The following is a 14340-nucleotide window of genomic DNA, read 5'->3' as shown; positions in this document are numbered from 1 at the left end:
GTACATGCTCATTCGTAGGCCGGATAAGGTGTCTGCACCGCCATCCGGCAATATTCGCGTGACGGTGCAATATGCGAAAAAAAGCCCGTACTTTCGTATGAGCTCTTTCTCAAAGATGGCGGTGAGGGGGGGATTGACTCGCTTCGCTCGCCCTGACGGGCAGCCCACTCACTGCGTTCGTGGTCTGTCCAACTGGCTACGCCAGTTGTCGAACCCCGGTCGGGGATTCTCATCCCCCCGGTGTGTGCAACATACGAAAAAAAAGCCCGTACTTTCGTACGAGCTCTTTCTCAAATATGGCGGTGAGGGGGGGATTGACTCGCTTCTCTCGCCCTACGGGCAGCCCACTTACTGCGTTCGTGGCCTGCCCAACTGGCTGCGCCAGTTGTCGAACCCCGGTCGGGGATTCTCATCCCCCCGGTGTGTGCAACGTGCGAAAAAAAAGCCCGTACTTTCGTACGAGCTCTTTCTCGAATATGGCGGTGAGGGGGGGATTCGAACCCCCGATACGTTGCCGTATACACACTTTCCAGGCGTGCTCCTTCAGCCACTCGGACACCTCACCATATTGTTTTGCTGCCTGACCGCTTGGGGGGCAACGGGGCGCTACTATAGGGAGTTGCGCTAAAACGGTCAAGCAGTATTTACGCTTTCACTCTCGTTTGGTTACGCAGTGTACATCTTCCTGCTCGATGTGGTGCAGGGGAGATGTATCAGCGCTGTGAATCTAGCTTTTCGCTGTTCTTCACCACATCCTGTGCTTTGCTGTAGCTTTCAATCAGCAATTGATAAGCAGGGAATATGTGGGTGTACACTTCAGCCCATTCAGCCGCGTCTTCACGATTCCAGGTCCCCTGGAGTTCGGAAGCGACTGCCGCCGTATCCATCGGTACGACACCTGCCTGCACCACGCGGGCGAGGGTGATCTCTTGCGCCATTTTGCTGTACGTGCCCGAAGCATCAATCACGGCGAAAACCTTGTAATCTTCAGCCACTGCGCTGATGGCCGGGAACGCCATGCACACGCTGGTAATCGTGCCTGCGATAATCAGCGTTTTACGGCCCGTTGCTTTTACCGCCTTAACAAACTCGTCGTTATCCCAGGCGTTAATTTCGCCTTTACGTGCAACGTACTGCGCATGCGGTGCATTGGCGTGGATCTCGGGGATAAGGGGGCCATTAGGACCCTGCGGTACGGATGCGGTGGTAATAACCGGCATTTTCGACAGGGTTGCCATTTTGGCCAGCGCGGCGGCGCGTGCGCGCAGCTCCGGCATTGGCATATCGCCCACGGTCTGGAACAAACCGCTCTGGTGATCGATCAACAGCATCACGGAATCATTCACATCAATAACCGGACGCAAACCATTAAAATTAGCAGGACTGGACATGGTGTTCTCCTCAATGTTTTCAGATTTGGCCAAAACGACCAGAGTTAAAATCGCGAACAGCCTCAGCGATCTCTTGCTTTGTGTTCATCACAAAGGGGCCATAACCGACAATCGGTTCATTTAACGGTTCCCCCGCCAGCAACAGGACGGTGGCGTCGCTGCTGGCATCGAGATGGAAGGCTTCTTCCTGTTGGCTGAGTACCGCCATTTGCGCTTCATTGACCGGCGTGGCGCCGTTTACCGTAATGCTGCCTTTCAGGACAATCAGTGCGGTGCTCCAGCCCGCGGTCTGAGAAAGCGTGATGTCGCAGCCTTGCTGTAAACGCATATCCCAGACATTCAGCGGCGAGAAGGTGTGTGCCGGGCCTTTTGTCCCCAAAAAGTCGCCAGCGATAATCCGCGCCGTGCCAGCCTCGCCAGGTAAGGCAACGGTGGGAATTAACTCATTGCTGATACTCTGGTAGCCCGCAGCGGCCATTTTGTCTTTGGCGGGCAAGTTCACCCACAACTGCACCATCTCCAGCTCTCCCCCGCGTTCAGTAAATGCAGGAGAGTGAAATTCTTCGTGCAGAATGCCCGCGCCCGCCGTCATCCACTGCACGTCCCCTGGGCCGATGATGCCGCCGCGACCGGTTGAATCGCGGTGCTCAACTTCACCGCTGTAAACGATCGTGACCGTTTCGAACCCACGGTGTGGATGTTCACCAACGCCGCGTTTTTCAGTGCCTGGCGCGAAGGTGTGAGGGCCTGCGTAATCCAGAAGCAGGAACGGACTCAACGATTGCGCATGGGACTGGTAAGAGAACAGCGAACGAACCGGAAATCCGTCGCCAACCCAGTGCGGGCGAGGTGCGGTGTAGACGCCTGTTACCTGTTTCATCTTTATCTCCTCAATGGCGTAGTGGTGTTGCCAATAAGCTTATATTCATGACAATAAGGTGTGTAGTAGCTAAAATGGCATGGACTGTTCTAAAAATGGGACAATAAAAATGAAACCGGATCTCAATGATTTTGCGTGGTTTGTTCATGTCGTCGAGGAAGGGGGATTTGCTGCGGCAGGTCGCGCGCTCGATGAACCTAAGTCAAAACTCAGTCGGCGTATCGCACAACTTGAGGAACGTCTGGGGGTCAGGCTGATTCAGCGTACGACACGGCAGTTCAATGTGACTGAAGTTGGGCAGACGTTTTATGAGCATTGCAAAGCGATGCTGGTTGAGGCGCAGGCGGCGCAGGATGCTATCGCTGCGCTACAGGTGGAGCCGCGCGGCGTGGTGAAGCTGACCTGTCCTGTCACGTTGCTGCATGCGCATATCGGTCCGATGCTGGCTAAATTTTTGGCGCGCTATCCCGATGTTTCACTGCAACTGGAAGCGACTAATCGTCGTGTTGATGTGGTGGGTGAGGGGATTGATATTGCGATTCGCGTCAGGCCGCGTCCTTTTGAGGATAGCGATCTGGTGATGCGTGTATTATCCGATCGCGGACATCGCCTGTTTGCCAGCCCGGCATTGATCGCCCGGATGGGCAATCTTTCTTCCCCCGCAGAGCTCAACAACTGGCCGGGCCTGAGTCTTGCCGCCGGGAAACATATACACCGATGGGAATTGTTTGGACCAGAAGGGGCGAGGGCCGAAGTGCATTTTACGCCGCGTTTGATTACCACCGATATGCTGGCGTTGCGTGAGGCGGCAGTCGCGGGTGTTGGCGTTGTACAGTTACCGGTATTGATGGTCAAAGAGCAGCTGGCTGCCGGCGACCTGGTGGCTTTACTGGATGGCTGGGAGCCGAAAAGGGAAGTTATCCACGCGGTATTTCCAACGCGTCGTGGATTGCTGCCTTCCGTACGCGCAGTAGTTGATTTCTTAACGGAAGAGTATGCGCGGATGGTAGAAGATTAACGCCTGACATTGCGCCCACAAAAAAGGCCGGATAAACCGACCTTTTATTATCTTTACGCCATTCGGGCGTGAAAACAATCAGCGACTACGGAAGACAATGCGGCCTTTGCTCAGGTCGTACGGGGTCAGCTCAACAGTCACTTTGTCGCCCGTCAGGATGCGGATATAGTTTTTACGCATTTTACCGGAGATGTGTGCAGTAACCACGTGACCGTTTTCTAACTCTACGCGGAACATGGTATTAGGTAACGTTTCAAGAACGGTACCCTGCATTTCAATATTGTCTTCTTTGGCCATCTAATCCTCTGGGGTATCACTACCGTAATTTGAACCGGCAAGATAATGCCGAAGTTCTTTTAATAAGTAAAGATTTGCGCGTTTAAAACACAGCAAATCAGGTTTGGCGCATTACTCCGATCACACACGGCAAAGCCGCACTAAAAGCGCAACGTATAAGGGAGCGATGAGATAAACGATGGGCGTTACCTGACGCGAACTGTTCCTTAACGGCGGCGGGGTAATGGGCATAACCTGCTCTGCGGCACAATTATAACACCGCAACAAAAAATGTGCCGAAAACATTCACTCCTGAGGCGAAAATAACGTGCGAGGCACCCAAAAAAGGGCTGGCAGCCGCTGCGGGCGCATTATACTGAGGTGTTCAAGGTATTCACGACGGGCTATTTCCACGGCCCCCAGCGACGCGGTATGGCTATTGAGCACCTGGCAGTCGATCAGTTTTCCCCCCTGACGGCGAAATTCAGTGCAAAAAACAAGCAGTGCTGTTTTGGAGGCATTTTCCTGGCGGCTGAACATCGACTCACCGCAAAAAAGGGTGCCTTGCGATACGCCGTACATTCCGCCCACTAATTCATTGTGGCGCCATACTTCAATGGAGTGCGCATGGCCCAATTCATGTAGACGATGATAAGCCTCCACCACATCGCGCGTTATCCATGTTCCTTCCTCACGATCGTTGGCACAGCCTTCAATGACCTGATCAAACGCATAATTCAGCGTCACCCGATAGGGCGAGTGCTTGTGAAAACGCTTCATGCTGCGGCTGAGATGAAAATGTTCCGGCCATAAAACAGCGCGAGGGTCGGGGGACCACCAGAGAATCGGATCGCCAGGCGAAAACCACGGAAATATGCCCCGCTGGTACGCCATTAATAAGCGGGCGGGGCTAAGATCGCCCCCAAGGGCTAATAACCCATTGGGCTCGCGCAAAGCGCCTTCCGGGGAAGGGAAGGCTATTGAGTGGCGAGAAAGCTGAACCAGGCGCATGACAGCACAACTCCAGTACGCAAGTCGGATCGTTCAATAATAGCTTACAGACGTTGCTTAAACTGGTAATAACGACCCTGCCTGGCTAACAGATCTGCGTGATTACCTTGCTCAATAATTTGCCCGTTGTCCATCACTATTATTTGATCAAAACGCGACAGCCCGCGCAGGCGGTGTGTGACCATTAACAGCGTTTTGTTTCGCATAACATCAGCAAGCAATTCAAGCATTTGGCTTTCGGTTGTGGCGTCTAACCCCTCGGTCGGTTCATCCAGCAACATCAGCGGGGCGTCGTGCAATAATGCGCGGGCGATAGCCAGACGGCGAAGTTCACCGCCGGATAACTGACGGCCCCCTTCGCCTAACCAGCTATTAAGCCCGCCATCGTCGAGTAATTTCTCCAGACCGACACGGCACAGCATTTCTGACAGCGCTTCGTCACTGGCATTAGGGGCCGCCAGCAGAAGGTTGTCACGCAGTGTGGCGCTGAACAGATGTACGCGCTGCGGTACGACGCTGATGGTGGCGCGTAGCGTTGCTTCGTTAAGTTCAGAAATCGGCTGATTGTTGATGAGGATCTCGCCCTGCTGCGGGTCCCACGCCCGGGTCAGTAACTGCAATAGCGTCGATTTTCCGCAGCCTGTACGCCCAAGAATGGCAATATGCTCGCCAGGGTTCGCGTGCAGCGAGAGGGATTCCAGCGCTTTTTGCGTCTGCTCAGGGTAGCTGAACGAAATATCACGCATCGTCAGCGTCACCTGCTCTGGCACCGCTGAATCCGTATCTGGAAATTCCACCTCGGGCTTCTGTTCGGTGAGATCGGTAATACGTAGCGCAGAGGCGATAACCTGACCAAGATGCTGGAACGCTCCTGTTACAGGAGCCAGCGCCTCAAATGCCGCCAGCGCGCAAAAGACGAAGAGTGCGATCAGGGCACCGGGTTTGTCGTTGCCACCCACGCCGCCGGAGGCCATCCACAGCATTAACATGACCGCCATCGCGCCAATCAGCAGCATGACGGCCTGAGACAGTGCGGTCAGTTCAGACTGGTGGCGTTGGGCTTCATGCCACTGCAATTCTGTACTTTCCATCTGTGCCCGGTAGCGATCGCTGGCGCCAAAGATCGTCAATTCCGCTTGTCCTTGCAGCCAGGCGGTGAGCTGCTGGCGATACTGTCCACGCAGGTGGGTCAGGCTCTGTCCGGTACTCTTCCCCGCGCGGTAAAACAGCGGAGGCAGAATGAACAAGGTCAGCAACATAACCCCCCCGAGCGTTATCGCGAGGGTGACATCGAGAAAGCTCAGGCCCAGGGTGACGACCAGAATCACCACAAAGGCGCCCACTATTGGAGAGATGACGCGCAAATAGAGATGATCGAGGGTATCGACATCGGCAACCACGCGGTTAAGCAACTCTCCCTGGCGATAACGGGCAAGTCCCGCCGGAGAGAGCGGTAACAGTTTGCTGAAGGTATAAATTCGCAGATGCTGCAAGACGCGAAACGTCGCGTCGTGGCTCACTAAGCGTTCAAAATAGCGACCCGCAGTACGGGTAATCGCCGCACCGCGTACGCCTGCGGCAGGCAGCATATAGTTAAAACTGTAAAGGCCGGTAACACCCACGACGGCGGAAGCGGACAGGAACCAGCCGGAGAGCGTCAACAGCCCAATGCTGGCCAGCAGCGTGACGATCGCCAGTACGATCCCGAGCGTTAACATCCATTTATGGCGCTTGTAGAGCGCTAAATAGGGGAGCAAGGCGCGCATTCAGATGTCCTCCTGACGGTGAGCCAATAACGTGGCAAACGGCCCGTTGGCGGTACTGAGTTGGGTATAGTGGCCGTGTTCGACAATGTGCCCGTCCTGCATCACCCAAATGGTATCCCAGTCGACCAGATCTTCGAGCTGGTGGGTGACCATCAAGGTAGTCTGGCGTCGGGACGCGGCGTTCAATGCCTGCATAACGCGCTGTTCGCTGTGTGCGTCCAGGCTGGCTGCGGGTTCATCAAGCAACAGCAGTTTGCACGGGTTCAACAACGCGCGAGCAACCGCAACGCGTTGCGCCTGACCGACGGAAAGTCGACCGGCCTGATCGCCCGTTGGTGTGTCCAGGCCTTGTGGCAGCATCGGCAGAAACTCACTGACCCAGGCGTTGTCGAGCGCGGCTTTGAGCTCTTGCTCAGTGGCATTCGGACGCGCTAACAGCACATTTTCCCGCAATGTTGCCGCAGGGAGTTGCGGATTTTGCCCGACCCAGGAAAGCTGCTTACGCCAGGAGTCAGGAGACAAATCGCGCAGTTCAATGTCGTTAACACGCAATGACCCCTGGTAGGAGAGAAAACCGGACAGCGCATTCAGCAGAGAACTTTTCCCTGAACCGCTGCGCCCGACCAGCACCGCACGGTGGCCCGCTGGCAGTGAGAAATTCAACGGACCGGCGAGAGTTTTACCTTCCGGGGAGGTGATAATAAGGTCCCGGGCTTCAATCGAGACAGGGTCTTTCGTCGCCAGCTCAATATCGCCACGTTCCGGGTGGGCGAGGGGCGTTTCCATAAACGTTTTCAGGCTGTCAGCCGCACCCACGGCCTGAGCTTTAGCGTGATAAAACGTGCCAAGATCGCGTAAAGGCTGAAAGAACTCAGGGGCAAGAATCAGCGCCAGGAAACCGGCGGCAAGCGTGACGCTGGTGCCATAGTGCCCGAAGTTAAGTTCGCCAAGATAAGAAAAACCGAAGTAGACAGCGACCAGCGCGATAGAAAGCGAGGTAAAGAATTCCAGAACGCCCGAAGATAAAAAGGCGAGGCGCAAGACCTCCATGGTGCGTTGGCGAAAATCCTGCGACGCAGCGCGAATGCTTTCAGTTTCGGCTTCCCCACGCCCAAAAATGCGTAACGTTTCCATACCGCGCAAGCGATCGAGAAAATGACCGCTCAGACGTGCAAGCGCCTGGAAGTTACGGCGGTTGGCATCTGCGGCCCCCATGCCAACCATCGCCATGAATAACGGAATCAGCGGCGCCGTTCCGAGCAGGATCAGCGCGGCAGCCCAGTTGGTTGGAAAAATGGCGGCGACGATCAGCAGTGGCACGCAGACGGCAAGCGCCATTTGTGGAAGATAGCGCGCATAGTAATCGTGCATATCGTCAATCTGTTCAAGCACCAGCGTCGCCCAGCTTCCCGCAGGCTTTCCCTGAATCCACGCCGGTCCCGCCTGTTGCAGACGGTCCAACACCTGGCGACGTATTTCGAAGCGGATATGCTGCCCGGCATGAAAACCGACCCGTTCACGCAGCCAGACGACCCAGGCGCGCAGGATAAAAATCAGTGCCAGAACGATAAAAGGGAGGAGGAGGGCTTCACGAGGAATGTTCTCCATAATCATATGCTGCAGAATACGCGCCATGATCCAGGCTTGAGCGACAATCAATAAGCCGCTGACAAATCCCAACAGACGAGAAATGTTCAGCCAGCGCTGGGAGAGGACGCTTTGCTGTTTTAACCAGCGAGTTAACTCTTTTTGACGGGTTTTATTCATTGCACGCTTAGCAGGTGAGTTATCAGAATTTTAGGCAGGGCAATGTTACAACGGGGCAAAAATAAAGGCGACTTATAGTCGCCTTTTTTACTTTTGTTGATGATTTGTAAACTTATTTGCCAGCGTCGGCTAAACCGTCGAGATAACGCTCTGCATCCAGCGCCGCCATGCAACCTGTTCCCGCAGACGTAATCGCCTGGCGGTAAATGTGGTCCATCACGTCGCCAGCCGCAAAGACACCCGGAATGCTGGTTTGCGTGGCATTACCGTGAATGCCTGACTGAACTTTGATGTAGCCATTTTCCAGCTCAAGCTGACCGTCGAAAATAGCGGTATTCGGGCTGTGGCCGATGGCAACGAACAGGCCCGCAACGTCCAGCGATTCAATGTTGTCGGTGTTATGCGTATCGCGCAGGCGCAGGCCAGTAACGCCCATCTGATCGCCAGTCACTTCTTCAAGCGTACGGTGGGTATGCAGCACGATATTGCCGTTTTCGACTTTATCCATCAGACGTTTGATCAGGATTTTTTCTGCACGGAAACTGTCGCGACGGTGAATCAGATGGACTTCAGAGGCGATATTCGCCAGGTACAACGCTTCTTCAACAGCCGTGTTGCCACCGCCGATGACCGCGACTTTTTGATTGCGATAGAAGAAACCGTCACAGGTGGCGCAGGCGGAAACGCCGCGTCCCTTGAACGCTTCTTCTGATGGCAAGCCGAGATAGCGAGCGGAAGCCCCGGTAGCGATGATCAGCGCATCACAGGTGTATTCGCCATTGTCGCCAGTCAGACGGAACGGACGGTTCTGCAAGTCCACCTTATTGATATGATCAAAAATTATCTCAGTATCAAATTTTGTCGCATGTTCATGCATGCGTTCCATCAACAGCGGCCCCGTCAGGTCGTTTGGATCGCCTGGCCAGTTTTCCACTTCGGTCGTGGTGGTCAGCTGACCGCCTTTTTCCATACCGGTGATCAGGACCGGTTGCAGGTTTGCACGCGCAGCGTAGACCGCAGCGGTATATCCCGCTGGTCCTGAACCAAGAATAAGCAGTTTACTGTGTTTGGTCGTGCCCATGAGATCCCCATAGTTGTTGGCAGGCTATGGGCAGGATTGTAGGGAATTTGGTGGCGTAAAAAAAGAGTATAGCGATTTTGTTAACAATTTGTGTAATAGCAGGAACCAATGAGAGGCCATGGTGTGGGCGCTACTATAATGATTTCTACTTAAAATAGGGCTGTTATAAGGTGATAAAATGACGATTAACGACCGCTCCCAATGAATAATTGGCATGTTGTACTAAAAATCGATGTTTTGCTTTGACAATCCCCTGCTGTTTTGCGAAAACATTCATTGAAGAAGAAAACAGTGATATGTGTGTGATGCATAACCATGCATGTAAATACCATGTTTACCGGCTAGCGAAATCTACGCATGGTGTGGACAGACGCCATTCGTGATATCGATAGCGGCCATCAGGCAACGGTCTTCTCACTATAGACCCGGCATTGCGCGCCGTTAATCCCTCTGGGTTTCGGTCTATTGTGATGGGCATAGGCTCTAAACAGTGATGTGCAAAGAGTCAGGCAGGAGTAGGGAAGGAATACAGAGAGACAATAATAATGGTAGATAGCAAGAAGCGCCCTGGCAAAGATCTCGACCGCATCGATCGCAACATTCTTAATGAGTTGCAAAAGGATGGCCGTATTTCGAACGTCGAGCTTTCTAAACGAGTTGGACTTTCACCGACACCCTGCCTTGAGCGTGTTCGTCGGCTGGAAAGACAGGGATTTATTCAGGGCTATACAGCACTGTTAAACCCGCATTATCTGGATGCATCACTTCTGGTTTTTGTTGAGATTACTCTGAATCGTGGTGCGCCGGATGTGTTTGAGCAATTTAACACCGCAGTACAAAAACTTGAAGAAATTCAAGAGTGTCATTTAGTTTCCGGTGACTTCGACTACCTGTTGAAAACACGCGTGCCGGATATGTCTGCCTATCGTAAGCTGCTGGGGGAAACCCTGCTGCGTCTGCCTGGCGTGAATGACACACGTACCTATGTGGTGATGGAAGAAGTAAAACAGAGCAATCGTCTGGTAATTAAGACGCGCTAACACGGAACAGGTGCAAAATCGACGCAGTTTGATTACACTCCTGTTAATCCATACAGCAACAGTGCCGGGGCAACCCGGTGCTGTTGTCCGTTTTAGCATCGGGCAGGAAAAGCCTGAAACCTGGAGAGCCTTTTTTGAGCCAGGAATACACTGAAGACAAAGAAGTCACATTGACAAAGTTAAGCAGCGGGCGCCGACTTCTGGAAGCGTTGCTGATCCTTATTGCCCTTTTTGCCGTCTGGTTGATGGCTGCCTTACTGAGTTTTAATCCCTCAGATCCCAGTTGGTCGCAGACTGCATGGCACGAACCTATCCATAATCTGGGCGGCATGCCGGGAGCCTGGCTGGCTGACACCTTGTTCTTCATTTTCGGCGTAATGGCTTACACCATCCCGGTCATTATGGTGGGGGGATGCTGGTTTGCCTGGCGACATCAGGCCAGCGACGAATATATCGATTATTTTGCCGTGTCGTTGCGCGTGATTGGCGTGCTGGCGCTCATTCTGACCTCCTGCGGTCTTGCGGCAATTAATGCTGATGACATCTGGTATTTTGCCTCTGGCGGCGTGATTGGCAGTCTGCTGAGCACGACGCTTCAACCTTTGCTGCACAGCAGTGGGGGAACCATTGCGTTATTGTGCATCTGGGCCGCCGGCCTGACGCTGTTTACAGGGTGGTCATGGGTCAGCATTGCCGAAAAATTAGGCGGATGGCTGCTCAATCTTCTGACATTCGCCAGTAATCGTACCCGTCGTGATGATACGTGGGTCGATGATGAAGAGTATGAAGATGACGACGAGTTTGCCGATGAACCTTATGGCGTCAAACGAGAGTCCCGACGCGCACGTATTCTCCGGGGTGCATTGGCGCGACGCAAACGTCTGGCAGAGAAGTTTACCAACCCACGCGGTCGTCATACCGATGCGGCGCTATTTTCCGGCAAACGCATGGATGATGAAGAGGAAATTGAATACAGCGCGCGTGGCGTACCTGCCGATCCTAACGACGTGCTTTTCTCCGGGCATCGTGCGACTCAGCCTGAGTATGATGAATATGATCCGTTGCTCAATGGTCACTCGGTCACCGAACCGGTAGCTGCCGCCGCCGTGGCGACAGCGGCTACGCAAGCCTGGGCTGCGCCTGCCGATCCCGCGCTGCAAACACCGTCGATTCCCGGTGCCGAACCTGTACCCGCTGCACCTGAGATGCAATGGCAATCTGTACCAGGTCCGGAATATACCGACACCGTTATTGCCCCAGCGCCGGAAGGGTATCCGCAACCGTCGCAATATGGTCAACCACAGGTTCCTGCTCATGAACCCTGGCAGCAACCTGCGCCAGTTGAACCTGAGCCGCACTATTATGCGCCACCAGTTGCGGAACCTGGCTACGAACAGCCTGTAGCGCCGCAACCGCAAACGCCATGGCAGCCACAAGAAGCCGTTGCGGAGCAAAGCTGGCAACCTGAACCGGTTTACCCACAAGAGCCGGTGCATTCCTCTGAGCCTGTTCATCAACCGGAACCCATTGCCGTTGAGCCAGAGCCAGAGGTTGAAGAATCTAAACCTGCACGCCCACCGCTTTACTATTTTGAAGAAGTGGAAGAAAAGCGTGCGCGTGAGCGTGAGCAACTTGCGGCGTGGTATCAGCCAATTCCTGAGCCAGTGAACGAACCTGAGCCGGTGAAGTATTCTTCACCCGTGACGGCGGCTATTCCTCCAGTAGAATCAATTGTCGCAGCTGCACCATTAGCGGCAGGCGTGAAAGACGCAACGTTGGCGGCAGGGGCGGTAGCCGCTGCGGCAGCACCAGTATTTAGTCTTGCGGGGGATGGCGCGCCACGCCCGCAGGTTAAAGAAGGTATTGGACCGCAGTTACCGCGACCAAATCGTGTGCGTGTACCAACACGCCGTGAGCTGGCATCGTATGGCATCAAATTACCGTCTCAACGCATGGCGGAAGAGAAAGCGCGTGAGGCGGAGCGTCTCGATTCTGATACGCAGTACTCTGAAGATGAAATCGAGGCGATGCAGCAAGATGAACTGGCTCGCCAGTTTGCACAATCGCAGCAGCATCGTTATGGCGAAGAATATCAGCACGATGGTTCTCAACCGGAAGACGAAGATGCCCGCGCTGAAGCCGAGCTGGCGCGTCAGTTTGCCTCTTCACAGCAACAACGTTATTCCGGCGAACAACCCTCAGGCGCGAATCCATTCTCGCTGGATGATTTTGAGTTCTCACCGATGAAAACATTGGTGGATGAGGGCCCGCATGAGCCGTTGTTTACGCCAGGTGTGATGCCGGAGTCTGCGTCTGTTCAACAACCGCAATATCAGCAGCCTGTTGCACAACCGCCCCAGTATCAACAGCCACATCAGCCTGTTGTTCAACCGCCGCAGTATCAACAGCCACATCAGCCTGTTGTTCAACCGCCGCAGTATCAGCAGCCACAGCAGCCTGTTGCGCAGCCGCCGCAGTACCAGCAGCCACAACAGCCTGTTGCGCAGCCAAAAGAAAGCCTGATTCATCCGCTGCTGATGCGTAACGGTGACGGTCGCCCGGCGCTTAAACCGACCACGCCGCTGCCGTCGTTAGATTTGCTGACGCCGCCGCCAACGGAAATTGAGCCAGTGGATACCTTTGCGCTTGAGCAAATGGCACGCCTGGTCGAAGCTCGACTGGCGGATTTCCGCATTAAAGCGGATGTTGTGAACTACTCACCGGGTCCGGTAATCACCCGCTTCGAACTGAACCTGGCGCCGGGTGTGAAAGCGGCGCGTATTTCCAACCTGTCGCGCGATTTGGCCCGCTCGCTGTCTACCGTCGCGGTGCGCGTAGTGGAAGTGATTCCAGGTAAACCTTACGTAGGTCTGGAATTGCCGAACAAAAAACGCCAGACCGTTTATCTGCGTGAAGTGCTCGACTGCGCGCGCTTCCGTGATAACCCGTCGCCGCTCTCTGTGGTGTTGGGTAAAGACATCGCCGGTGATCCCGTGGTGGCTGACCTGGCGAAAATGCCGCACCTTCTGGTTGCCGGTACTACCGGTTCCGGTAAATCGGTCGGTGTGAACGCCATGATCCTCAGCATGCTCTACAAAGCACAGCCTGAAGACGTTCGTTTTATCATGATCGACCCGAAAATGCTGGAGCTCTCGGTTTATGAAGGTATACCGCATCTGTTAACGGAAGTGGTTACCGACATGAAAGATGCCGCCAACGCCCTGCGCTGGAGCGTCAACGAGATGGAACGCCGCTACAAGCTGATGTCAGCGTTGGGCGTGCGTAACCTGGCGGGTTACAACGAGAAGATTGCCGAAGCGAAACGCATGGGCCGTCCGATTCCGGACCCATACTGGAAACCGGGCGACAGCATGGATGTCACGCATCCGGTGTTGGAAAAACTGCCGTATATCGTTGTGCTGGTGGATGAATTTGCTGACCTGATGATGACCGTCGGCAAAAAAGTGGAAGAGCTGATCGCACGTCTGGCGCAGAAAGCGCGCGCTGCGGGTATCCACCTGGTGCTGGCTACGCAGCGTCCGTCGGTTGATGTTATTACCGGCCTGATTAAAGCGAACATCCCAACGCGTATCGCGTTTACAGTGTCGAGCAAGATCGACTCCCGTACTATTCTCGACCAGGGTGGCGCGGAATCGTTGCTCGGAATGGGGGATATGCTTTACTCCGCCCCGAACTCTAGCACGCCTGTACGTGTTCACGGCGCGTTCGTTCGCGATGAAGAAGTTCACGCTGTCGTGCAGGACTGGAAAGCGCGTGGTCGTCCACAGTACGTCGACGGCATCACCTCCGATAGCGAAAGTGAAGGCGGCGGTGGCGGCTTAGACGGTGGCGAAGAGCTGGATCCCTTATTCGATCAGGCCGTGAATTTTGTGACCCAAAAACGTAAAGCGTCGATCTCCGGCGTACAGCGCCAGTTCCGCATTGGCTATAACCGTGCGGCGCGCATCATCGAGCAGATGGAGGCGCAAGGGATCGTCAGCGAACAAGGTCATAACGGCAATCGTGAAGTGTTGGCTCCGCCTCCCTTTGATTGATTGCAAAGTTCGGTAAATAAATAAGAATTCAGTATTTTCTTCTTTCCTCATGCTG

10 protein-coding genes, 1 tRNA gene and 1 other RNA gene are annotated in these 14340 nt (G+C 54.4%); 3 read left to right on the top strand and 9 right to left on the bottom strand.

Features of this window, described 5'->3' with window-relative positions:
• Positions 1-297: 297 nt before the first annotated feature.
• The 4 genes from AC07UY_RS10420 to AC07UY_RS10405 all read right to left on the bottom strand — a co-directional run bounded on the left by AC07UY_RS10420 (position 298) and on the right by AC07UY_RS10405 (position 2271).
• Positions 298-433, bottom strand: a non-coding RNA gene (locus tag AC07UY_RS10420) — RtT sRNA.
• A gap of 44 nt (positions 434-477) precedes the next feature.
• Positions 478-565: transfer RNA gene (locus AC07UY_RS10415), tRNA-Ser, on the bottom strand.
• 148 nt (positions 566-713) lie between these two features.
• Positions 714-1391: an isochorismatase family protein gene (locus tag AC07UY_RS10410; RefSeq protein ID WP_494701142.1), complete on the bottom strand. Its 678-nt coding sequence runs from the start codon at positions 1389-1391 to the stop codon at positions 714-716.
• 19 nt (positions 1392-1410) lie between these two features.
• Positions 1411-2271 carry a pirin family protein gene (locus tag AC07UY_RS10405; RefSeq protein ID WP_494701141.1) on the bottom strand — a complete coding sequence of 287 codons (861 nt, stop codon included), beginning with the start codon at positions 2269-2271 and terminating at the stop codon, positions 1411-1413.
• A gap of 109 nt (positions 2272-2380) precedes the next feature.
• Between AC07UY_RS10405 and AC07UY_RS10400 the strand changes: the two genes are divergently transcribed.
• Positions 2381-3289: a LysR family transcriptional regulator gene (locus AC07UY_RS10400; protein WP_494701140.1), complete on the top strand. Its 909-nt coding sequence runs from the start codon at positions 2381-2383 to the stop codon at positions 3287-3289.
• Positions 3290-3367: 78 nt separating this feature from the next.
• Here AC07UY_RS10400 and infA read toward each other — a convergent pair whose 3' ends face one another.
• From infA to trxB, 5 genes are all read right to left on the bottom strand, one after another.
• Entirely contained in the window at positions 3368-3586 is a 219-nt protein-coding gene (gene infA / locus AC07UY_RS10395; protein WP_001040187.1) for a translation initiation factor IF-1, read from the bottom strand.
• 285 nt (positions 3587-3871) lie between these two features.
• Positions 3872-4576, bottom strand: a complete 705-nt coding sequence (gene aat / locus AC07UY_RS10390) for a leucyl/phenylalanyl-tRNA--protein transferase (RefSeq protein ID WP_494701139.1) — start codon at positions 4574-4576, stop codon at positions 3872-3874.
• A gap of 44 nt (positions 4577-4620) precedes the next feature.
• Entirely contained in the window at positions 4621-6342 is a 1722-nt protein-coding gene (cydC, locus tag AC07UY_RS10385) for a heme ABC transporter ATP-binding protein/permease CydC (protein ID WP_494701138.1), read from the bottom strand.
• Positions 6343-8109, bottom strand: coding sequence for a heme ABC transporter permease/ATP-binding protein CydD (gene cydD, locus AC07UY_RS10380; RefSeq protein ID WP_494701137.1), 1767 nt, complete (start codon positions 8107-8109; stop codon positions 6343-6345).
• Between the two features lie 112 nt (positions 8110-8221).
• Positions 8222-9190: a thioredoxin-disulfide reductase gene (gene trxB / locus AC07UY_RS10375; protein ID WP_494659482.1), complete on the bottom strand. Its 969-nt coding sequence runs from the start codon at positions 9188-9190 to the stop codon at positions 8222-8224.
• 545 nt (positions 9191-9735) lie between these two features.
• On the opposite strand from trxB, the gene lrp reads away from it, so the two are divergent.
• Entirely contained in the window at positions 9736-10230 is a 495-nt protein-coding gene (gene lrp / locus AC07UY_RS10370; RefSeq protein ID WP_000228473.1) for a leucine-responsive transcriptional regulator Lrp, read from the top strand.
• A 134-nt stretch (positions 10231-10364) separates the two neighbouring features.
• Positions 10365-14285 (top strand): DNA translocase FtsK, encoded by a 3921-nt coding sequence (ftsK, locus tag AC07UY_RS10365; protein WP_494701136.1) that lies wholly within the window; start codon positions 10365-10367, stop codon positions 14283-14285.
• Positions 14286-14340: the final 55 nt, after the last annotated feature.

The sequence above is a fragment of the Citrobacter sp. GW821-FHT02E08 genome (assembly GCF_059421685.1).
The sequence above is the reverse complement of the archived record's forward strand: the minus strand, read 5'-3'. Positions and strand labels throughout refer to the sequence as shown.

Excerpts from the sequence above, each read along its gene's own strand:
- AC07UY_RS10410 (WP_494701142.1), bottom strand. The coding sequence starts at position 1,391 with ATGTCCAGTCCTGCTAATTTTAATGGTTTGCGTCCGGTTATTGATGTG.
- AC07UY_RS10405 (WP_494701141.1), bottom strand. The coding sequence starts at position 2,271 with ATGAAACAGGTAACAGGCGTCTACACCGCACCTCGCCCGCACTGGGTT.
- AC07UY_RS10400 (WP_494701140.1), top strand. The coding sequence starts at position 2,381 with ATGAAACCGGATCTCAATGATTTTGCGTGGTTTGTTCATGTCGTCGAG.
- infA (WP_001040187.1), bottom strand. The coding sequence starts at position 3,586 with ATGGCCAAAGAAGACAATATTGAAATGCAGGGTACCGTTCTTGAAACG.
- aat (WP_494701139.1), bottom strand. The coding sequence starts at position 4,576 with ATGCGCCTGGTTCAGCTTTCTCGCCACTCAATAGCCTTCCCTTCCCCG.
- cydC (WP_494701138.1), bottom strand. The coding sequence starts at position 6,342 with ATGCGCGCCTTGCTCCCCTATTTAGCGCTCTACAAGCGCCATAAATGG.
- cydD (WP_494701137.1), bottom strand. The coding sequence starts at position 8,109 with ATGAATAAAACCCGTCAAAAAGAGTTAACTCGCTGGTTAAAACAGCAA.
- trxB (WP_494659482.1), bottom strand. The coding sequence starts at position 9,190 with ATGGGCACGACCAAACACAGTAAACTGCTTATTCTTGGTTCAGGACCA.
- lrp (WP_000228473.1), top strand. The coding sequence starts at position 9,736 with ATGGTAGATAGCAAGAAGCGCCCTGGCAAAGATCTCGACCGCATCGAT.